This is a genomic window from Desulfatiferula olefinivorans (assembly GCF_054657895.1).
This window is the reverse complement of record NZ_BAAHXV010000029.1, coordinates 1-21,046: the sequence shown is the minus strand read 5'-3', so window position 1 is coordinate 21,046 and position 21,046 is coordinate 1. Positions and strand designations below refer to the sequence as shown.

The 21,046-nt window shown below is 59.9% G+C and carries 23 protein-coding genes; 15 read left to right on the top strand and 8 right to left on the bottom strand.

The window, feature by feature from the left end; all coding sequences use genetic code 11:
• Position 1 precedes the first annotated feature (1 nt).
• The 5 genes from ACYQ11_RS16975 to ACYQ11_RS16955 form a co-directional block, all read right to left on the bottom strand.
• Positions 2 to 1,024 (bottom strand): ketopantoate reductase family protein, encoded by a 1,023-nt coding sequence (locus ACYQ11_RS16975; RefSeq protein WP_459925007.1) that lies wholly within the window; start codon positions 1,022 to 1,024, stop codon positions 2 to 4.
• Positions 1,021 to 1,488, bottom strand: a complete 468-nt coding sequence (locus tag ACYQ11_RS16970; RefSeq protein WP_459925006.1) for a hypothetical protein — start codon at positions 1,486 to 1,488, stop codon at positions 1,021 to 1,023. The genes ACYQ11_RS16975 and ACYQ11_RS16970 overlap by 4 nt, the downstream gene beginning before the upstream one ends.
• The gene (locus ACYQ11_RS16965) at positions 1,478 to 2,125 is read right to left on the bottom strand and encodes a DUF4349 domain-containing protein (RefSeq protein ID WP_459925005.1); all 648 of its coding nucleotides are present in this window, start codon (positions 2,123 to 2,125) and stop codon (positions 1,478 to 1,480) included. Before ACYQ11_RS16965 ends, ACYQ11_RS16970 begins: the two co-directional genes overlap by 11 nt.
• 20 nt (positions 2,126 to 2,145) lie before the next feature.
• Positions 2,146 to 3,294: a DUF4349 domain-containing protein gene (locus tag ACYQ11_RS16960; protein ID WP_459925004.1), complete on the bottom strand. Its 1,149-nt coding sequence runs from the start codon at positions 3,292 to 3,294 to the stop codon at positions 2,146 to 2,148.
• Between the two features lie 73 nt (positions 3,295 to 3,367).
• Positions 3,368 to 4,210 carry an amidohydrolase family protein gene (locus tag ACYQ11_RS16955; RefSeq protein WP_459925003.1) on the bottom strand — a complete coding sequence of 281 codons (843 nt, stop codon included), beginning with the start codon at positions 4,208 to 4,210 and terminating at the stop codon, positions 3,368 to 3,370.
• 194 nt (positions 4,211 to 4,404) lie between these two features.
• Here ACYQ11_RS16955 and ACYQ11_RS16950 point away from each other — a divergent pair, with 194 nt between their 5' ends.
• From ACYQ11_RS16950 to metK, 12 genes are all read left to right on the top strand, one after another.
• Positions 4,405 to 4,920, top strand: coding sequence for a tRNA (cytidine(34)-2'-O)-methyltransferase (locus ACYQ11_RS16950; protein WP_459925002.1), 516 nt, complete (start codon positions 4,405 to 4,407; stop codon positions 4,918 to 4,920).
• A gap of 236 nt (positions 4,921 to 5,156) precedes the next feature.
• Complete coding sequence (locus ACYQ11_RS16945; RefSeq protein ID WP_459925001.1) at positions 5,157 to 5,936, top strand: MBL fold metallo-hydrolase; 780 nt, start codon at positions 5,157 to 5,159, stop codon at positions 5,934 to 5,936.
• Between the two features lie 70 nt (positions 5,937 to 6,006).
• Positions 6,007 to 6,672: a precorrin-2 dehydrogenase/sirohydrochlorin ferrochelatase family protein gene (locus ACYQ11_RS16940; protein WP_459925000.1), complete on the top strand. Its 666-nt coding sequence runs from the start codon at positions 6,007 to 6,009 to the stop codon at positions 6,670 to 6,672.
• On the top strand, positions 6,669 to 7,511 hold the full coding sequence (locus tag ACYQ11_RS16935; protein ID WP_459924999.1) for a cytochrome C assembly family protein: 843 nt from the start codon (positions 6,669 to 6,671) through the stop codon (positions 7,509 to 7,511). The genes ACYQ11_RS16940 and ACYQ11_RS16935 overlap by 4 nt, the downstream gene beginning before the upstream one ends.
• A 25-nt stretch (positions 7,512 to 7,536) precedes the next feature.
• The gene (hemA, locus tag ACYQ11_RS16930; protein WP_459924998.1) at positions 7,537 to 8,814 is read left to right on the top strand and encodes a glutamyl-tRNA reductase; all 1,278 of its coding nucleotides are present in this window, start codon (positions 7,537 to 7,539) and stop codon (positions 8,812 to 8,814) included.
• A gap of 39 nt (positions 8,815 to 8,853) precedes the next feature.
• Positions 8,854 to 9,804: an ACP S-malonyltransferase gene (gene fabD, locus ACYQ11_RS16925; RefSeq protein ID WP_459924997.1), complete on the top strand. Its 951-nt coding sequence runs from the start codon at positions 8,854 to 8,856 to the stop codon at positions 9,802 to 9,804.
• A gap of 359 nt (positions 9,805 to 10,163) precedes the next feature.
• The gene (dksA, locus tag ACYQ11_RS16920) at positions 10,164 to 10,526 is read left to right on the top strand and encodes an RNA polymerase-binding protein DksA (RefSeq protein ID WP_459924996.1); all 363 of its coding nucleotides are present in this window, start codon (positions 10,164 to 10,166) and stop codon (positions 10,524 to 10,526) included.
• A gap of 3 nt (positions 10,527 to 10,529) precedes the next feature.
• The gene (locus tag ACYQ11_RS16915; protein ID WP_459924995.1) at positions 10,530 to 11,408 is read left to right on the top strand and encodes a PHP domain-containing protein; all 879 of its coding nucleotides are present in this window, start codon (positions 10,530 to 10,532) and stop codon (positions 11,406 to 11,408) included.
• Positions 11,409 to 11,412: 4 nt separating this feature from the next.
• Complete coding sequence (gene rnc / locus ACYQ11_RS16910) at positions 11,413 to 12,132, top strand: ribonuclease III (RefSeq protein ID WP_459924994.1); 720 nt, start codon at positions 11,413 to 11,415, stop codon at positions 12,130 to 12,132.
• A 19-nt stretch (positions 12,133 to 12,151) separates the two neighbouring features.
• Positions 12,152 to 13,237 (top strand): elongator complex protein 3, encoded by a 1,086-nt coding sequence (locus ACYQ11_RS16905; RefSeq protein WP_459924993.1) that lies wholly within the window; start codon positions 12,152 to 12,154, stop codon positions 13,235 to 13,237.
• Positions 13,225 to 14,070 carry a pantoate--beta-alanine ligase gene (gene panC / locus ACYQ11_RS16900; protein ID WP_459924992.1) on the top strand — a complete coding sequence of 282 codons (846 nt, stop codon included), beginning with the start codon at positions 13,225 to 13,227 and terminating at the stop codon, positions 14,068 to 14,070. Before ACYQ11_RS16905 ends, panC begins: the two co-directional genes overlap by 13 nt.
• Positions 14,071 to 14,133: 63 nt before the next feature.
• Positions 14,134 to 15,303, top strand: a complete 1,170-nt coding sequence (gene metK, locus ACYQ11_RS16895; RefSeq protein ID WP_459924991.1) for a methionine adenosyltransferase — start codon at positions 14,134 to 14,136, stop codon at positions 15,301 to 15,303.
• Between the two features lie 65 nt (positions 15,304 to 15,368).
• Here metK and ACYQ11_RS16890 read toward each other — a convergent pair whose 3' ends face one another.
• Complete coding sequence (locus ACYQ11_RS16890; RefSeq protein WP_459924990.1) at positions 15,369 to 16,256, bottom strand: hypothetical protein; 888 nt, start codon at positions 16,254 to 16,256, stop codon at positions 15,369 to 15,371.
• Between the two features lie 98 nt (positions 16,257 to 16,354).
• A complete protein-coding gene (locus ACYQ11_RS16885) occupies positions 16,355 to 17,938 on the bottom strand; it encodes a SpoIID/LytB domain-containing protein (RefSeq protein WP_459924989.1) in 1,584 nt (527 codons plus the stop codon).
• 212 nt (positions 17,939 to 18,150) lie between these two features.
• On the opposite strand from ACYQ11_RS16885, the gene ACYQ11_RS16880 reads away from it, so the two are divergent.
• From ACYQ11_RS16880 to ACYQ11_RS16870, 3 genes are read left to right on the top strand one after another with little or no spacing between them, the layout of a single operon-like run.
• Positions 18,151 to 18,927, top strand: coding sequence for an MlaE family ABC transporter permease (locus tag ACYQ11_RS16880; RefSeq protein WP_459924988.1), 777 nt, complete (start codon positions 18,151 to 18,153; stop codon positions 18,925 to 18,927).
• Positions 18,928 to 18,934: 7 nt separating this feature from the next.
• On the top strand, positions 18,935 to 19,621 hold the full coding sequence (locus tag ACYQ11_RS16875) for a P-loop NTPase family protein (RefSeq protein WP_459924987.1): 687 nt from the start codon (positions 18,935 to 18,937) through the stop codon (positions 19,619 to 19,621).
• Positions 19,622 to 19,624: 3 nt separating this feature from the next.
• Positions 19,625 to 20,530: an MlaD family protein gene (locus ACYQ11_RS16870; RefSeq protein ID WP_459924986.1), complete on the top strand. Its 906-nt coding sequence runs from the start codon at positions 19,625 to 19,627 to the stop codon at positions 20,528 to 20,530.
• On the opposite strand, the gene mobB is transcribed toward ACYQ11_RS16870, so the two are convergent.
• Entirely contained in the window at positions 20,522 to 21,007 is a 486-nt protein-coding gene (gene mobB, locus ACYQ11_RS16865) for a molybdopterin-guanine dinucleotide biosynthesis protein B (protein WP_459924985.1), read from the bottom strand. The two genes, ACYQ11_RS16870 and mobB, sit on opposite strands and share 9 nt — an antisense overlap.
• Between the last annotated feature and the right edge of the window lie 39 nt (positions 21,008 to 21,046).

Here is a 21,046-nt window from a genome sequence, read left to right as displayed (position 1 = left end):
GTTATTTACGGTCAAGCAGGTCGTCGAACAGGGAAAGGTTGTCGAAGGAGGGGGAAAGACGGCCCGCCTCGATGTCGCGGATCACCGAAACCACCCGGTCGTTCACGGGCGTCGGGACACCATACCGCCGGCCATAGGCGCAGACGACACCGTTGATCGCATCGATTTCACAGGGCTTGCCCTTTTCCAGATCCTGAAGCATGCTGGCCTTGAGCCGCCGGTGTTTGCGGACGGCAAACGGGAGGATGGCGAACACGAAGAGCCGTTTAACGGTCGACTGATAGTCCAGAAGCGCGGCAATGTTCTTGCCCTGGATGGGCGCCGGGATGATGCCCGCCCCCTTTGCCGTATCGAAGCACTCCTTGATGATCCGCTGGGCGCACAGTCGGGACCTTCTGTTCCGGGCGACCCCGCCGTAGGTGGTCCCCAGGACGGCGGACATGCCGCTGAACGAGCAGTTGACCAAAAGCTTGGACCACCTGGCGCCGATGAAGTTGTCCTCGATCTCGACCGGGCCCATCAGCTCAAGCACCCGCTTGATGTCGGCCAGTCTGTCCGTCCGTTTGGGGTTCATCGCCCCCAGGCCGAAGGTCAGACTTTCCGGGGCCGAGGTCAGCTCGCAGACGCCGCCGCCGATCAGGGTGGCGCCCCAGGAGGTGGCGCATCCGAAGGTTCTGTCCTCGCCGATGATGTCGGCCACGGACCGTTCAGGCAGACCGTTTTGAAAGGTGCAGATCACGCCGTCGTCTTTCAGGTGCTGTTTCAGGCCCGCCACCACCGCCGGATTGTCCATCTGCTTGGTCATCAAAAAGATCAGGTCATAGCGCCCGGTCATTTCATCGGGCAGAAGGGCCGAAACCGGCACGGTCATGCGGACCGTGCCGACAATCCGGGCGCCTTGGGTTTTCAACCCGTCCACATGCGCCCTGTTGCGGTTGATCAGATCCACGTCCATCCCGCCGCGGGCGAGAAAGGCCCCTAAAACCGTTCCCAAAGATCCTGCACCGTAAATGGCGATCTTCATCGGTCCTCCCGTGTTCCCAATGCGATGACTGCCGCGTCGACGGCACTCCGGTGCTGTTTGAAGAGGGCCATGTCCCCGGCGGCTTCGGCGATAATCAGCGTGTCGCCGTCGACAAACAGGGTGATCAGATAGGTGAAATCCCGATCGCCCATCGGGGCGGCCAGTTCAAGCTGATAACCGGGCAGGGTTTTGGTCGTCAGATCCGCATCGGCGATAACACGGTACCCCGAATCGGTCATGTGTTTCCGAAGGGCCGTTTTCCAGAACGTCAATTCGGCAAAGGGCGTGTTGTCTTCGGTTCTCACCCGGTACATCACCCCGTCGGGACTGACGGCCCGAAAGGGAAACGAGCCCTCGTAGGCGGCAAAACCTGACGGGGCCGCCAACGGCAGGCTCCGGCATCCGGCAAGTGCCAAAACAAGGGCGGTGAACAGCAGAAGCAGGACGGGGCGTTTATTTTTCATCGGTGAACTCCTCGATCAGGGTGGCCAGGGAAAGGGTGTTCAGCCAGGGAAAGGAGGATCGGCCGGAAAAGGCCGGAACCGATCGGTCCGTGAACCGGAAACTCACCGTCACCCGGGCGAAGGCCAGCTCGTGCTCCATGAAGGCGATGGATCCTTTGAGGCGTTCGATGTCGCCGACCACCTCCATCACGGCCCGCTCGACCCCGACGATGGTTTTCCGTTTCGACGCCTTCAGTACGGCCAGGTACCTGTTCAGGATATCCTGTTTGGCCGCAAGACTCGTGCGGGCCTGATCCAGGGCCTCGTCATACCCCCGGGTCTCCAGCCGTCGCTCGACAAGGATCCCCAGGGTGTTGCAGTAAGAGACAAAGGCCGGACTGAGGGCCGAGGGAATCCTCACCGTCACCGCCTGGTCCGACAGTTCGGTAAAATACCCCCCAAGGGCCTCGGCCTTTCCGATCAGATCGGCGGCGGCCCGGTCGGGGTCACTGACCGAAAGGGTCAGGGCGGTTGATTCAAACAGGGCCGGAGCCCCCTGGGACGGGACGGGAACAAGGGCGAGGGTGAAAAGAAGCAGCACCCCGGCCCGAAACCCTGATGGCCGGCGCGGGTTGGATGTCTGTCGATGCCGAGTCATAATCATGTCCTTTGATCGTTTTATTTCACGCCCGTGACGAGGGTGTCCAGAATGGCCGCCCCATGGCGCGTTTCAAGATCTTCGTCGGGATAGTAGATTTCGATCACCTGGAGGGTTTTGTCCGCGGCCCGTAGTCCCACGACGTAGACATAGGACGGCTCGGAAAGGCTTTCCATGCGCAGCAGGGTAAAGTCCCCCGCCGTTTTCTCCGTCATGGAGGCAAAGCCTTTTTCCAGCCGGTTCGCCACGGCCCTCACCCAGAACGCCGTGTCCCCCGAGGGCCGGTTGTCCCGCCGGTGGGCGCTTAGCACCACCCCCTCGGCGCTTTCCGTGATCCAGGCCGGCCCGCCCAGGGCCACCATGCCCGCCGGGGTTTCAAAGGAAAGGGTCCGACCGCTTTCCAGGCAGGCCCGTGAAAAGGGAGACAGGGAGTGGATCCACCTGAATTCGAAAACATCCTCCGTGTCTCCGGAAGAAAGCCCCATGTCGATCCCGGTCACATCCAGGCTGATCCGGGAAAAATCGGCCAGGGTCGTAAGGGTTTTCAGGCGGCGTTCCATGGCTTCGATCCGTTCGTTCAGACGGGCGATCTCATTGAGAAGGGAAAGCTTTTCCTCTTCGTCCGCGGCCTGATTCAAGAGTTCGAGATACCGGTTTCGTGCGGCCTTGGCAATGGAAAGCTGCAGCGTCATATCGGTGTAGGCGTCGGTCACGTCCCGGGCTGAAACATGCCGGGCCTGTACCTCACCCAGGGCAAGGATGGCGTTGAACACCGTCTGAAACGACCGAACCGGCACACGGAACACGGCGTTGCCCTCACTGATCCGCTCCACATACCCCCCGGATGCGACCACCCGTTCCCGGGCCTGATCGATGAGTGCGTCGGGCCGGGGGGACCGCATGCGGGCATAGCCGTTGTAATGAACCTTCCGCGCTGCGGCCTTCGACGGTTCAAGCGATAGGTTCGTGTCCGACGGGGCCGGGATCGGTTCCGGCTCGGCAACGCTCTGCGCTTCGTCGTATCGGGCGTATTTACTGCGTTCGAGAAAGGCCGAGGGGCTCGGTGCCGTCTGCTTTGAACCGCAGGCCGTGATGAGGCCCGTCAGGATCATAAGAATCACCCAAGGGGCGGCGTGACGAAAAAAGACAAGGGGCTTGTTGGTCTGCATGAATACGTGTCTCCGGTCAAACGGTGGTCGGTGTGGGTTCGGTTCCGTGATGGCCCCGTCCCCCCAGATCGTGTCAGGACAGTCCCAGAATCCGGGCCGCGTTGCCGCCGATGATGGCGGCCTTTTGATCGGCTGTGACGCCGGAGGCGTCGATGTCCCGGATGTACCGGGAGGGCTTCAGCAGGGGATAGTCACTGCCCATCAGGATTTTGTCGAGGCCCGCCAGATCGACGGCCGCCCGGTAGATGTCCAGGTCGTAGAGAAAGGGCGAGGCCGCCGTGTCGTAATACACGTTTTTCAGCACCTCTTTGGCCTCGCGCTTGAGCCGGTTGAAAAAAAAGATTCCCCCGCCCCAGTGGGCCAGGACGATCAGGTTATCCGGAAAGGCCGCGGCCAGGTTGTAGATCTGGGAGAGGGTGATGGGGGTTTTTCCCGGATACATGTGTCCCACGGGTTCGTTGGTGTGAATTAAGACCGGCAGCCCTTTTTCCCGACACAGCGCCATGACCGGCACCATTTTTTCAAGGGCCGCCGCATCGATGCCGGATTCGTAAAAGGCCAGCTCCCCGATGCCGGACAGACCGGCGGCCAGACAGCGTTCGGTCTCCTTTCCCGCCTCGGGGCTGTTCAGGTCAAAGCAGCCCATGCCGATCAGCCGGTCCGGGTACCGGGCCACGGCCTCGGCGATGCAGTCGTTGTTCCGCTTGAAGGTGTCGGGATTGACCCAGGGAAAACCGAACACCACGGACCGGTCAACCCCGTCCTCGTCCATCACGCGAATCAGGTCGTCGGCGTCGACAATCCTAGCCTTGGGTGAGTCGTACAGAAGCTTGAAGGCCGGTTCACCCTGGAAAAACATGTCCCGACGCTCGATAACCTCTTTCTGAAAAATATGGGTGTGAAAATCGATGATCATCCTGACCTCTCTGGGGTAAACGTAAACAGACCGGCTGTGCGGGAGACCCCGACGATCCCCCCGTATCGGATTCGATGACGTGTTTATGGATTCATCACTGAAAACCTAATCCCCTTCATGATGATAAGTCAATATGAAACAGGGATTTTTTGTGATACGAATCAGTCGGAAACGGTCGGAAGGAAGATAATACCATGGGTGATGACGTGACCGGCAAAACGGATAGGATCGAGCGGCATGTGGTGCTGGTGGCACCGGAGGTGCACTGGAACACGGGCAACATCGGGCGTACCTGCCTGGGGACTGGGGCCTTTCTGCACCTGATCCGGCCTCTGGGCTTTTCCCTGGACGACCGTCAGGTCAAACGGGCGGGCCTGGATTACTGGGACCGGGTCCGGCTGTCGGTCTGGGACCACATGGACGCCTTCATAGAGGCCCTTGCTCCCCGGGATGATGAACTCGCCCTGTTTGCCAAAGGCGGTTCCCGATCCTTCCGGGACATGCCCCGCCCCAGGCGGATGTTCCTGGTGTTCGGGTCGGAAACCCGGGGACTCCCGGACACGGTGATCGAACGCTTCCCCGGCCGGACCTACCACATCCCCATCACCGGGGAGATCCGCTGCCTGAATCTGTCCACCGCGGTGGGCATCGCGCTGTATGAAAGCCTCCGGGGAGGGGATCTTGCCCATCACTGGATCACGGCCCCCTAAAAAAGCTGGGCGGCCCGAAGGCCGCCTGAGAAGAGAAACTGAGGTAAGCTTTTTTCATGACTCGAACGTTCTTTTCCGGGTATTATGAACATAATACCCGAGGAGGGGGGGATGGACGTTATATAAGAAATCAGACGGGGTCCTGTCTATAGGGACACCGTCTCATTTGTATGGGAAAAACCCCCAACCCCCGACGCGGATACCGCGTTGACCCCCGGAACCTGTGCGGGAGGACCATGAACGACCACCTGATGCGTGTCACCATTCTGGGTTCGGGCACCGGCGTGCCGTCCCTCCGGCGAAGCGCCTGTTCACTGCTCGTCGAGGCGGGCGCCGCCACCCTTTTGTTCGATGTGGGGGCCGGAACCATTCGCCGGCTCCTGGAAAACCGGACCCGGCTCGAGGACATCACCCACCTGTGTCTCAGCCATTTTCATCCGGACCACAGCGGCGAACTGGCCTCGTTTCTGTTTGCCCTCAGAAACCCCGCCCTTCACCGGGACGGCCATCATCTGACCCTGATCGGCGGTCCGGGATTCACCGACTTTTTCAAGGCCCTCAAACAGGTGTTCGGCCGTTGGATCGATTTGGGTCCCCAGCGCATGAGCCTGGTGGAACTGGGGGGCGCGGGTCCGGACCGGATCACGGCCTTCGACCTCGTCATTCGAACCGCTCCGGTCCGTCACAACGCCGAAAGCCTGGCCTTCCGCGTGGAACGCAAGGGCCGCGTGACGGTATATTCCGGCGACACCGATCACTGCGAAAGCCTGATCGACCTGGCCCGGAATGCCGACCTCTTTGTCTGCGAGTCCGCCTGTCCGGATCATCTGAAGACGGACGGTCACCTGACGCCCTCCCTGGCCGGCGACATCGCCCGGCGGGCCGGGGTCAAAGTCCTTGTCCTCACTCATTTTTATCCCGAATGCGACAAAACAGATATTGCAAAAGCATGCCGCAAAACATATGATGGAAAGCTGTTTGCGGCCGAGGACCTGATGCGGTTCGACGTCGGATGACACGCAACGCAGACACGAAGTGAAGCTTTAGCGCTAAATCGGACGTTTTTCGACGCCGGCAAGGGTGAGCATGAACCATTACCCCATATTCCTGACGATCCGGAACCGGCCCTGCCTGATCATCGGAGGCGGGGCGGTGGGAACCCGCAAGGCGACGACCCTGATCCGCTGCGGCGCCCGGGTGACCGTACTCAGTCCGGACACCACGGAGGAGCTTGCGGAACTGGTCCGTGCAGGACAGGTAACGCTGATCAGCCGGCCCTACACGTCGGACGACCTTGACGGAATCCTGCTGGTGTTCTGCGCCACCAATGACCGGGACCTGAACCGGCGCATCGCCGCCGACGCCGAAATAAAAGGGGTGCTGTGCAACGTGGCCGATATTCCCGATGCCTCGTCGTTTATCGTCCCCTCGGTGGTCAGCCGGGGGGATTTGACCCTTGCCGTGTCCACCGGCGGCGCCAGTCCGGCCTTTGCCAAAAAGCTGCGCCGGGATCTGGAACGGCAGTTCGGAGAGGAATACGCCGTGTTTCTTGCTCTGATGGGCCGGATTCGGAAAAAACTGCTGACGGACCGCCACGACCCCCGGGGGCACAAGGTTCTGTTTGAGCGACTGATCGACGGGGGGCTTCTGGACAACCTGAAAACCGGTGATGCGGACGCCGTCCGGAGCCTGTTGGGCCGTGTGCTGGGCCCCGGATTCGACGGCCTTGTCGATCACGAGGATACATTATGACCCTGGACGTGTTGAGCGGTCTGACCGCGGCCTTGTATGTGACAAGCTCGATATTTTACGTCATCTATCTGTTTCTCCAGAAAGATCCCCTCCAGAAAGTCGGCCTGGGTTTTCTGGCCGCAGGCCTCGGGGCGCACACCCTCCTGTTTCTCATCGATGTTCTGGGGCACGGCTACCTTCCGGTCTACAACCTGCGGCTGACCCTGTCGTTGGCCTCCTGGTCCAGTGCCGCGGCCTATCTGTGGCTCCGGTTTCGTTACCGTATCAAGGTCATGGGCGTCTATGCGGCGCCGCTGGTGGCCTTTGTCTTTATCGTATCGCTCAAATTCCCCGAAATCACGGAGCATGCGGCGGACGTGTTCAAAAGCGCCTGGCTGGTGATCCACGTGATCACCGTGTTCGTCGGCGAGGGCTGCCTGGCCATGGCCTGCGGAGCCGGTATCCTTTACCTGATCCAGGAAAGGGCCATCAAATCCAAGAAACGGGGCTTTTTTTATTCGCGACTGCCCTCCCTGGAGCTTCTGGACGCCGTGGGCTACGCCTGTGTGGTGGTGGGCTTTTCCGTGTTCACCCTGGGGCTGATCGTAGGACTGATCTATGCCAAACTGGTCTGGCACCGGTTTGCAGGATGGGACCCCAAGGAAATCTGGTCGGGCATTTCCTGGCTGATTTACGCGGCGCTGGTTCACGAACGGATCGCGGTGGGATGGCGCGGCCGCCGTGCCGCCGTTCTGGCCGTCGTCGCCTTTGCCGTCCTGATGTTCAGCTTTTTGGGGGTCAACATTCTGATGGACGGTCACCACGGCGTCTTCACCCAGTTTCGTCCGCCCCGGCCGTGACCATAAGGTAATCAACGTAAACGCTATGCTCGATATCGTTCTGACAGGTTTGAATCACATCACCGCCCCCGTTGAAATCCGGGAGCAGCTGGCCTTTTCCGCCGAGGAAAGCGCTGCGGCCATCGAGGCCCTCAAGATGAAGCCGGGCATCCGCGAGGTCCTGCTTTTTTCAACCTGCAACCGCGTGGAAGTGATCATGACCGCCGAAAACACGGAAGCGGCGGCAACGACGGCCAAACAGCACATCGCCGACGTCAAGGGCGTCCCCTTGGAAACCTTTGAAAAGAATTTGTATGTCCACCACGGACGTGAAGCGGTCCGCCACATCTTCCGGGTGGCCGCCAGCCTGGATTCCATGGTCGTCGGCGAGCCCCAGATTCTCGGTCAGATCAAGGAGGCCTTCCGACTCACCGTCAGGAAAAAAGCCTCGGGCGTGATTCTGAACCGCCTGTTCCACCGGGCCTTCAATGTGGCCAAACGGGTCCGCACCGAAACCGGCATCGGGGACAGCGCCGTGTCCATCAGTTACGCCGCCATCGAACTGGCCCGGAAAATCTTCGGGGACCTGGACGGCCGGAAGGTGCTTCTGGTGGGCGCCGGAGAAATGGCCGAACTGGCCGTGGAACACCTGATCCGTCACCGGGCCGGCGATATCTTCGTGGCCAACCGCACCTTCGAGCGGGGCCTGGAACTGGCCCGGCGCTTTTCCGGGACGGCCCTGCGCTTCGAGGAAATCCCCTCGGCCTTAGAAACGGTGGACATCATCATCAGCTCCACCGGATCACCCACCACGGTCATCACCCGGGACCAGGTCAAAAACGTGGTCCGCAGCCGCAGAAGTCGCTCCCTGTTCCTGATCGACATTGCCGTTCCCCGGGACATCGACCCGGCCATCAACACCCTCGACAACTGTTATGTGTACGACATCGACGACCTCAAAGGCGTCATCGACGGGAACCTCGAAGCCAGAAACCGGGAGGCCCTCAAGGCCGACCGCATCGTCGACGAAGCGGTGATCCGGTTCGGGCAGTGGATGGAGGGGCTTCACGTGGTGCCCACCATCGTCGATCTCCGCGCAAAACTCGGCGCCATGGCCGACATGGAACTGGACAAGACCCTTTCCACCTCGCTCAAGCATTTGGATGACAAAGACAAACAGGCCCTGGCCCGGATGACCGAGGCCCTGATCAACAAAATTCTGCATGACCCCATTCAGTTTCTGAAAAACAGCGGATCCCACCGGGATGAATCGGTGTACCTCAGTCTGGTCCGAACCCTGTTCCATCTGGACAACACCGACTGACACGACCCTTTTTCCGCATCTCAATCAAAGGAGGACAATGTGAACCAAACGGCGTTTCTGTTTCCCGGCCAGGGCTCCCAGATTGTGGGCATGGGCCTTGATCTGTATCAGGAATACGCGGATGTCCGTGAGATTTTCGACATGGCCGAAGACATTTGCAAGACCCGGCTGACCCGGCTCTGCTTCAACGGTCCCATGGAGGACCTGACCCGGACCGCCGTGCTCCAGCCCGCCCTGACGGCTATCAACCTGTCTCTGCTCCGGGTGATCACCCGGGAAGGCATCGCGCCGTCCTGGACGGCCGGCCACAGCCTCGGGGAATTTGCCGCCCTGACCTGTGCGGGCGTGATCACTCCGGAATCGGCCCTTACCCTGGTTCACCGCCGCGGCACCCTGATGCATCGCGAATCGCTGCGCTTTGAGGGAGCCATGAGCGCGGTCATGGGACTTTCCATCGAGGCGGTGGACGAGATCGTCCGTCAGATCGACGCACACCTGACCTTCCCACGGGCGCTGACCGTCGCCAACCACAACAGTGAGACCCAGATCGTGATCAGCGGCGACCCCGCATCCGTCGCAGAGGCCGGAGCCGAAATCAAGGCCCGGCGCGGCCGGGCCATCCCCCTGAAGGTCAGCGGCGCCTGGCACAGCCCCCTGATCCGGGGGGCCGAAGAGGAATTCGGATCCCTGCTCCAGGCCGTGGCGGTTTCGGCCCCCGAACGGGGCATGCTGTTCAACGTGACGGCCGATGAATGCCGGGACCCCGACGGCATCCGGCAGATCATGCGCGACCAGCTGTGCCGCCCGGTTCGCTGGTATGATTCCATGCAAAGCCTCATCGAGCGTGGCGTCACGACCTTTGTGGAAGTCGGCCCCGGCAATGTTCTTTCAGGCCTGATGAAAAAGATCCTGCCCGACAATTTTCAGGGTCAACTATATACGGTCGGCGACATGAAAAGTCTTGAACTTTTTTTCAAAGATGTTATTTAATGCCATTTCATTTGTCGGACCTCTTTGAAAACCATGCTGTAAAAGCAATGGCCCATCGCGGCAAGGATGGACGCTATCGGAATCGCCCGTCACAACAGGTTTCGCCTCAGCACACGCAGCACAGTCAATCATATGACGGGGATTCACCATGCCCGGCGTTCGCCGGGAGCAGACGATGACGCCGCCTGTTTCGCCCAACCGGGAGACATCGAGTAACGACTTGTTTTTATTGATACACTTCTCAAAAAAGGTTCGGCTGCATCATTATTATTATTGCTTTACAACCATGACAAACTGTGTTTACACTGTACGGCACAGCACGTTGTGTTGTAAAAAACTTACTCGTGAGGGGTTTGAGTATGGATCAGGAAACACTTGATTATTTTAAAGAGTTTTTGACCGGTCGACTGAGCGATCTTCTCGAACAGGCGGACAATACCGTAACCGGTATGACTTCCCAGAAAGAGAATTTTCCGGATCCGACCGACCGTGCTTCCCATGAGGCAAACAGAAACTTCATGCTTCGCATCCGGGACCGGGAGCACAAACTGATCAACAAAATCAAAGCCGCTCTGGACCGGATTGAAAACGGATCCTTCGGTATCTGTGAAACCTGCGAGGAAGAAATATCGGTGGAGCGTCTGAAAGCCAGGCCCGTGACCACCCAGTGCATCGAATGCAAAACCAAAGAAGAAGCCATGGAAAAAGCGCTGGGAATCTAGCATGTGACCGTAGATCTTCACATACACTCCACAGCCTCCGACGGCTCCCTGACACCCCGGGCCATTCTTGACCAGGCCCGGGCACTGGGGCTGAAAGCCGTTTCGATCACCGATCACGACACCATCGACGGCATCCGGGCCGCTCTGACGCCTGCGGAGCCGAAGGATTTGCATGTCTTACCCGGCGTCGAAATCAGCGCCCATCCTCCGGAGCCCTTTGCCGATCCGGGCAGTTTTCATCTTCTCGGTTACGGCTTCCGGCTCGACGACCCCGATCTGAACGCGACACTCGAAACACTCCGAACGGCCCGTCACGAACGCAACCCCAAAATACTCTCCCGGCTGGCCGACCTCGGAATGGATCTGTCCCCGGACGAGGTATATAACGACGCCGCTGACGGGGCCGTCGGCCGCCCCCACATCGCCCGGGCCATGATGCGAAAGGGCTATGCGGCCGATATCGACGAGGCCTTTGACCGTTATCTGTCCGAAGGCAGGCCCGCCTTTGTGGACAAGGCCCGGATCGCTTGCGCCGAGGCCCTGTGCGCGATCACCCGGGCCGGCGGGATCGCCGTCCTTGCCCATCCGGTCAGCCTGGGCATGGACCTTGCGACCCTCGAGGGTCTGTTGCGGACCATGATCCCCTTAGGTCTCGAGGGGCTGGAGGCGTATTACCCCGACCATACCCCGGCGTTGACCCGCGCGTACATTGCCCTTTCCAGGGAACTGGGCTTGATCGCCACGGGCGGCTCGGATTTTCACGGCGCATTTAAACCCGAGATCCGGATGGGATCGGGGAAAGGCTCACTGCGGGTGCCTTTTCACGCCTATCTGGAGATCATGAATCGACTGGACGCCCGCAGCGGGCATCCTCAGGTGTGACGGCATGGAAGACGTGGACTCAGACAACCGGGATTTTGAAACGACCATCAACTACCGCTTCAGGGACCCGTCGATCCTTGAGCAGGCCCTGCGGCACAGCTCCTACGTCAACGAACAGTCGGACCCCGACCTCAAGGACAACGAGCGGCTTGAATTTTTGGGTGACGCGGTACTGAATCTGGTCATCGGACACCTTCTGATGCGCCGTTACCCCGAACTGCATGAGGGGGACCTGTCCCGCATGCGCTCCAATCTGGTCAACGAGACCCAACTGGCCGAACTGGCCCGTGACATCAAACTGGGGCCTGAAATCAAACTGGGCAAGGGGGAGGACCTGACCAACGGCCGGGAAAAAAATTCGATTCTTTCCGATGTGTTCGAGGCCCTGATCGCAGCCGTGTTCCTGGACAGCGGTTTCGACCGGGCCTATCGGTTCATCGAAGACACCTTCGTTGACCTGATCGATTCGTCGGACACCCCGTCGATCAACCATGACGCCAAAAGCCGCCTTCAGGAATTTTCCCAGGTTCACCTCAAAGCCATGCCCCGCTACAAGGTGATCCATGAAAGCGGACCGGACCACGACAAAACCTTTCAGGTCCTTCTGACCATCAACGATCTGTCCACCTGCGGAACGGGGAAAAGCAAAAAGGCGGCGGAGCAGGACGCCGCGGCCAACGCCCTTTCCGTTCTCCAGACCGATTCCGATCTCCCCTTGAGCTGACGCACCCCGTGAACGAACCATGACCGCCCCCAGGCCCTTCATCATCCCGGTGTTCATTCCCCACAAGGGGTGCCCCCACCAATGCGTGTTCTGCAACCAGACGGTGATCACCGGTGCGGACGGCAACACCGATCCCCGCCGTATCCGGGCCTTCATCGACCGGTATCTGGGCTACCGAAGCGACCGACGCGGACAGGTCCAGATTTCCTTTTACGGCGGGACCTTCCTCGGACTGTCGCCGGACCTTATCCGGCTTCTGACCGATCTGGCCCAAGACTATGTGGACCGCGGGCTGGTCCACAGCCTTCGGTGTTCAACCCGGCCGGACACCGTCACCGAAGAAACGCTGGACCGTCTGGCAGACGTTCCGCTGAACACCGTGGAGCTGGGTGTTCAGTCCATGGATGACGGGGTGCTTGCCCGGTCACGACGGGGCCATACGGCCGAAGACACCGAAAGGGCCGTGGCCTTGCTCCGGAGCCGAAACAAGGAAATCGGCCTTCAGCTGATGGTGGGCCTGCCCGGCGACGATCGGACCGCCTGCCTGGCCGGAGCCCGGCGCATGGCGGATCTGGCACCGGATTTTGTCCGCATCTACCCCACCCTGGTGCTTCGGCACAGCCCTCTTGCGACGCTCTACCGCAGCGGGGACTACCGTCCCCTGTCCCTTGATGAAAGCGTGTCCCTCGTCAAAGAGCTGTATCTGTTGTTTCGATCCCGCGGTATTCCGGTGATCCGCATGGGACTCCAGGCCACCGAAGGCCTGGACCGGGATGAGGACCGCCTGGCCGGGCCCTATCATCCGGCCTTCGGTCACCTGGTGGCCTCGGCGGTCTTCCTGGATCTGGCCCGGGCCCTGCTCGGCACCCGGACGTCCCCGGCCAACCGGGCCCCGGTTTTTTTTGTCCACCCGAAAAACATTTCCAAACTCAGGGGTTTAAAAAACCAAAATCTTCATGTATTAAAGGCGGAGTTCAATCTGACAGACCTCACCGTCCTGGGCGATGAGAGCCTTGATGACGATTCCCTCAACACTGATCAACGAACCATGACCATGGCCGAACTCGGCCGTGCACCAGGGGAGGCATCCGAATGGATATTGTAAAAACCGTCGCGGACATGCAGGCCCGGTCCCGAAGGATCCGCAACGAAGGCAAAACCATCGCCTTCGTCCCCACCATGGGTTTTCTGCACCAGGGCCACATGTCGCTGCTCGATGCCGGACGCAACCGGGCCAACGACCTGGTGCTCAGCATTTTCGTGAACCCCACCCAGTTCGCCCCGGGCGAAGATCTGGACGCGTATCCGAAAAGCGTTGCGCGGGATCTGGCCATGGCGGAAGAACGGGGGGTCGACGCCGTCTTTCTTCCCACGCCCGAACAGATGTATCCCGAACACTATCAAACCTATGTGACCCTGGACACCCTGCCCCATTTCCTGTGCGGCCTGTCCCGGCCCACGCATTTCCGCGGCGTGGCCACGGTGGTCACCAAGCTGTTCAACATCGTCATGCCCCATACGGCGATTTTCGGGGAAAAGGACTTCCAGCAGCTGGCCGTGATCCGTAGGATGGTCCTGGACCTTAACATGGACATCGAGATCGTGGGGGCTCCCATCGTGCGGGAGGAGGACGGCCTGGCCATGAGCTCCCGCAACTCTTACCTGACCGCCGGACAGAGGCGCTCGGCCCTGTGTTTGTATAAGGCTTTGCAAAATGCGAAAAAACTTGTTATGGACGGTGAGCGTGAGTCGGCGACAATTACCCGTTCTTCAACGGAAATCATCGTCTCCCATCCGGAAACCGCCATCGACTACCTCACGATCTGTGACCCGGCGACCCTTGAGTCCGTGTCCCGGATCGAGGGACCGGCCCTGTTTGCCATGGCCGTCAAGGTGGGAAACACCCGACTGATCGATAACATGATCCTGGAACCCTGATGATTCGAAACTGTCTTATCATTTATTCATAACCCCCATTTTTTGTTCGACAAGGAGTTGACCATGGCTTCAAATTACTTTTTCACGTCCGAGTCCGTCACGGAAGGGCACCCCGACAAGGTGGCCGACGCCATTTCCGATTCAATTCTCGATGCCATCATGGCCCAGGACAAGGCCTGCCGCGTGGCCTGCGAGACCCTGGTCACGACCGGGCTGGCCTTTATCGCCGGGGAGATCACCACCTCGTGCTACGTGGAAATGCCCCAGATCGTCCGCCAGACCATCAAGGACATTGGTTACGATTCATCGGATATGGGATTCGACTGGCAGACCTGTTCGGTGATCACCAGCATCGACCACCAGTCCCAGGATATCGCCCAGGGCGTCAACGTGGGCGAGGGCCTGTACATGGACCAGGGCGCCGGCGACCAGGGACTGATGTTCGGTTACGCCATCAACGAAACACCGGAGCTGATGCCCATGACGGCCATTTTCTCCCACAAGCTGACCAAACGCCTGTCCGATGTCCGCAAGGACAAGACCCTCTCCTTCCTTCGCCCCGACGGCAAGGCCCAGGTGACCATCGAATACGAAAACAAAAAGGCCAAACGGGTGGACACGGTGGTCGTTTCCAGCCAGCACACCCCGGAGGTCTCCTATCAGACCCTCAAGGAAGGGATCATCGAGGAAGTGGTCCGAAAGGCCCTTCCCGCCGCCATGCTCGATGAAAAAACCAAGTTCCTGATCAACCCCACCGGACGGTTTGTCGTGGGGGGGCCCATGGGGGATTGCGGCCTGACCGGCCGGAAGATCATCGTGGACACCTACGGCGGGCACGGAAGCCACGGAGGCGGGTGTTTTTCAGGCAAGGATCCGTCCAAGGTGGACCGCAGCGCCTCCTACATGGGACGCTATGTGGCCAAGAACATCGTGGCCGCCGGTCTGGCTTACGAGTGTGAAGTTCAGGTGGCCTATGCCATCGGCTATCCGGAACCGGTGTCCATCCTGGTGGACACCTTCGGCACCCACACCATTCCCGAAGAGAGAATCGAAGCCATCGTCCGGGAAGTGTTCGACCTGAGACCGGCGGCCATCATCCAGACCCTGGATCTTTTGCGACCCATCTACAGGGCCACCTCGGCCTACGGTCATTTCGGACGCAGCGACGGCGTGGGTTTCACCTGGGAAAACACCGACAAAGTCGATATCCTCCGCTCCAAGGCCGGTCTATAGAAAAAAACCGTGTACCATCGTTTGTGATCAATACGGCCGGACCCGGACAACACCCGGGCTCCGGCCTATTTTGTTGTGGGAGACACCACGTCGACGACCACGGCCACCCGGCCCCGGCCGAGAAACCCCAGAAGGGCCGGACTGCTGTGAAGCTTGGAGGCGTCGGCCCGGCTGATGATCACATCCGCAGGACAGGTTCCCTGAACCTTGAGACCGGTGACGATCACCGGCCGTGATCCGGTTCTCTCGATCAAAAGGGGATCATCGAGGCTTCGGGTGTAATACACCGTGCCGCTTTGAACCGCATGTTCACGGCTGACATAGGCCGGTCCGTAAATCTCCTGGCCGCCCTCGTCGATCACCCTCGGTGACAGAACCGGCCTGACCGTCAGGCCCCGGGTGTCCACAACCAGGCCGGTGTAGGACTCCTCCGCGGCAATCGGGTTTTCCGGAGACGACGGGTTGCGGACCGGCGTCACGGTTTTCAAAGGCTGGATCTGCTGGATCTCACCGGGCAGAAGCAGCTGGGCAAATCCGCCGTCAAAGGGCATCTCGATCATCATTTCCACGGAACCGTCGGTCAGATAGTCTTTCTGAACGGTCCGGGCCTGACCGATCATCACCGTCAATTGATCCAGGCTGTCCCGGGACGATGCGAGAACGGCACCGGCCGACTGCCGGGAATCCAGGGGAAGGGCTTCGATGAGGGACATCAGGCGGGTTTCGGCCCGGTGCCGGGCCATGTCCACCAGCCGGTGCTGACGGTTCAACACCGATGCACCGGTCACCTCGCCGGGTCCGGCGGTTCCCCGGGCCCGGACAAGGCGGCGGGACCAGTCGATCTCAGCCTGATCACGCACCTCGATCAGGCTGAATCCCTGATCCGTCGCGCCTGCCGGACCCGCCATCAGGCTAAAAACCAGAATGGCCGCACACACACACACTCGTTTCATCCCATCCCCGCTTGACGAATAATTTGAAAAGTTCTTTATTATACCATGCCTGCCCGGAATGAAAAGCCTTTGAACCGGACCGCCTGAGGGTATCTTGCTCAGCGGTAGCCGATCTGCATCAGTGAAACACCCGTGTAGTAGTGGGTGAGAATCGCCTCACAGCCGTACCCGGCCTGGGCCATGCGATGGGCTCCCCATTGACTCATGCCGACCCCGTGACCGTACCCCGACCCCGTGAATGTAACCGCTCCCTTGTCAATAACCGTGTCAAACCGCGTGCTTTTCAGCAAGGTGGGCCCCAGGGTCAACCGAAACAGGTTTCCGGGCAGAACCTTTTGTCCCCCGTCCCAGACCAGGGTAAACGAAAGAATCCGCCCGGACGCAGACCGTTTCCCCGGTCGGATCGTCCGGATCAGACCCAAACCGGGCACCACGGATCGAAAGAGGCTCGTCATCTCGGCAAGCGTCAGCCGATACTCCCAGGCATAGTCGGGAAGAAGGCTGCTGAATTCATCGGATACGCCTTTCAGATAAGGGATGTCCACCCCCCAGACATGGAGGGCGCTTTCGGTCGTCCCCCCGCTGTTGGCATGAAAATAGGCGATGATCAGTTTTCCCTGAAAGGTCAACACCCGCCCCCGGGTGCGGTCCACGGCCTGACGGGTCTGGTCTTTTTCGGCTTCCAGGCCCCCGTAAACCTGGGACGCCGTGGTGGCTTCCAGATCGTAATCGCTGCCGGCCAGGCGTTGCTTGTCCCGGATATAAAGGGCATAGGTCCGTGAGGCCACGGCCTGGGCCATCAGGGCTTCCGGATGCCAGAGAAAGGACATTTCCCGGGGGACCACGCCGTACAGATAGTCTTCGACATGAAGATCATTGACGACCATCAGCCCCGAAGACCGGACCAGCACCTGAATCCGGCCGCGGTATCGCCGGCCGTCCACGGCAAGCGTGCCGTCTTCGGCGGTGATCCGGCAGGCGGTCACGCCGATGGACCGGCCGTTGAGCACCAAACGGTCCCCGTGACGGGTCATCACACAGTCTCCCCGGCCCTCTTCGATCACCTTACCGCTGCGGCTGTCGCTTGCCGTCCATGTCGACGGGGCGGTCACGATCACCCGGCCGATGTTCCGGATCAGCAGCACCCGCAGGGTCGGAGACAGGACGCCGAGAACCGGAAGGGCCGGAGCGGTGACCGGCCGATCCGACGGCCGTTCGGCCGAACGATCGGCCCAGGCCTGGGCCGAGGGTCGCCGCATGGCGTCGGGGTAACGCCGGACATAGGTTTGAAAGGCAGTCCGGGCCTCGTCGTAGCGTTCCATCCGGTAGAGCAGGCGGCCTGTGTCGAACAGGGCGTCCGGAGCCCATCGGCCGTCGGGCCAGGTCGTGACAATCTCATTCAGACAGGCCAGACCCCGCTCGGCCTGATCAAGACCGTCGGCGTACACCAATCCGGCAAAATACAAAGCCCCTGCCCGGATGTCGGGATCGGTTGCGGTGTCGACCAACGCCTGATAACAAACTGCGGCCTCGGAATACCGGCCCGAAGCCGAAAGTGCCCGGGCCTGGGCAAACGGATCCGTATCGGCCGGCACCACCGCATCTGCGGCATGGATCATCAGCGCCGTCAGGACGGATGCAAAAAGGGCCGCGGGGCCGATTCGTCGAAAAAAATGTCTCATCACCAGTCGCCTCAGGGTCAAACAGACCCGCTGTTTCCCAAAACCTGAGGGTTTAGGTATCATCGAATCAAAAAAAACACACCTGATTTTTTCCAGCGAAACCCGGGGAAATAGTTTTTGATTTGTTCAGTCATTTCAAGTACACTGACCCAAAAGAGGTAGAAAATGGGTATTCAAACACCGCCACCATCATGTCTGACGTCTTTCATCCTATGAAACTGATTGCGGGATACATCGGCCGAAAAACACTGGCGTTCATCAATCATCTGCTGGATATCTTCGCCTTTACCTACCGGCTGTCGGCCATTTTCATTACCCGTCCTGCGGAAGGACGGGCCCTGATCCGGAAGGCGGTCATCGAACAGATCTATTTCACCGCGGTCCAGGCTTTGCCCATGATCATCCCCCTGGCCCTGATGGTGGGCGTGATGCTGATCGTCCAGTTCACCAAGCTGTCGGGTGACGTGGACCTGGGCAAGGTCACGGTGGTGCTGGTCATCCGTGAAATGGGGCCCATCATCACGGCCCTTCTCGTCATTCTCCGGTCGGCCACGGCCGTGACCATCGAAATCAGCGCCATGTCCGTCTTCAATGAAATCGACGCCCTTGAGATGTGCGGCATCGACCCCATGCACATCGTGTCGTTCTCACGGTTCGTGGGGATCACCACGGCGGTGCTCTGCCTGTTTGTCGTGTTTGACATCGTGGCCATTTTCGGCGGTTACGCCGTCGTCTGGGCGGCCACGGACGTTCCTCTGGGGTCCTTTCTGACCCTGGTGGGCAAAGCCGTCACCGCCACCGACATGGTGGTCGGACTGCTCAAGGCCCTGACCTTCGGCGTGTTCATCACCGTGATCAGCCTCTACCACGGATTCAACACCCCGAAAATCGTCACCATGATCCCGGTGTGTGCCTCGAAAACCGCCGTAGAAAGCTTTTTCTGGATCATGGTGATCAACATTGTCATCTCAGCGGTGTTTTACCTTTAGGATGGTTATGGCCCTGATCGAACTCGAACATATCACCCTTTTGCCGGAGAAAAACGGCCGGGGTATCCATGACTTCTCCCTGTGCATCAATGCCGGAGACACCCTGTCCATCCGGACCGATTCGGCCAACGACGCCCATCTTCTGATCAAAGGACTGGCCACCTTGAGCTACCCCTCCGCCGGGACTTACCGGTTCCGGGGTCTGACCCTTGATTTTTCCGATTACCGGAACCTTCTGGGCACCAAGCGTTGCCTGGGCTATCTGTCGTCGAGCAGCACCCTGATCAGCAACCGATCGATCCGGGACAACCTCTGCATGGGCCGGGTGTATTTCGACAACGATCTGTCCATGGCCCTGGACGATGCGACCCTCGCCCTCTGCCGGGATTTCGGTATCGAGACCCTGCTTGAAAGGCGGCCCGTGGACCTGGGACCGGCCGACAACAAACGGGCCATGACGGTCCGTGAGATTGCAAAAAAACCCCGAATGATGCTGGTGGAGCTGCCGGAAACCTATTCGGGAAACCGATACAAACACACCCTGATCCGTTCGCTTCGACGGGACATAAGGGCCGGCATGGCCATGGTGTATCTGTCGTATGACGACGATTTTATCAATGCCTTTCCGGGAATAACCCTGGACATCAGAGGGGGAACGGTCACGACGTCCGCATCTCCCGCTCACAACGGATAAATTATGGTCCTTTCTTTCAAAACAATGGAAAAAGTGGTGGGATCCTTCGTGATCACGATTTTTGTCCTTCTTCTCGTCATGGTCGTGCTGGTGGGACGCGGGAAGGACTGGTTCCGGAAAAACATCATGTATACCACCAGCTTCGGTGAAGCCTACGATCTGGAGAGAAACTCACCGGTCAAACTGTTCAACGCGGACATCGGCAAGGTCAAGAACGTGGAACTGATCGGAGACCGGGTCGAGGTGACCCTGGCCATCTACGAGGAATTCTCAGAGCGCATCCGCACCGATTCCCTGGCCACGGTCGAAGGCATCAGCTACATCGGCAAGAAATACATCTCCATCAAGCCGGGCAGTGCCGACGCCCCGCTGATCGAGGAAGATGGACGGATTCCCTCCATGGAAAACAAATCCATCTCGGAACTCCTCCAGGAGTTTGAAATCGAAAAAACCGCCAAAATGGTGATCAAGGCCGTGCAGGACCTGGCCGATATCACCGCCCTGATCAAGGATCCGGAAGGCCCCCTGTTCACGGCCCTTGCCAGCATCAACCAGACGCTTTTCGCGGTGGAATCGAGGATCGGGGCCATCATGGACAACGCGGCCCTGGCCACGTCCAAGGTTCCGGGCACCGTTGACCAGGCCCGGGCCGACCTGGAAAAGGTGCATGAAATCGGTGAGGTTCTCCTGACCCACATCGCCGAAATACGGAAAATCATCGACAACATCGAAATGGGCAGCCGTCAGGTTCCGCCGGTGACCCGGTCGCTGAAAAGCGGCATCAACGAAATCCGCTCGGCGGTGGAAAACATCGACGAGGTGGTTCAGGCCCTCCGGAAAAACGTGCTGATCCGGTCCCACATCCCCCCCGATCCCGAGGCAGAGGCCCTGGACGCGGGCCTACGATAGGACCGTCGCTTCGATAAAATCCGCAAGCCCTCCGATGTCGTCCGGGTCGAACACCGGCAGCCCGCTGTCGGCCCTGTCCCCGCTGACCCGGGCCATCAGGTTCTCAAGTCCGGAAAGAAAGGGCCCGCCCCGGTCCGCCCGGTGTACCTCGATCTTGGGATAGGAGGCCCGCTTGTACCCCTCGATGATCACCAGATCCATGTCCGACAGAAACCCGATCAGCCGGTCCGGGTCCGCATCGTTGGGACAGGGCCGCATCAGGGCCATGCCCCGGGGCGAAGCCAGCATCACGGCATCGGCCCCCGAGCGCTGATAGGTCTGGCTGTCCGACCCCTCCCGATCCAGATCAAAGCCGTGGTGGGCATGCTTGATCACCCCCACCCGCACGTTCCGTTTTTTCAACTCCCCGATCAGCCGGGCGATCAGCGTGGTCTTTCCCGAATTCGACGATCCCACAAACGATAGAACTCTCGGCATCGATCCTCCTTATCATTCAACACTGGGGTGTTGTAGGGC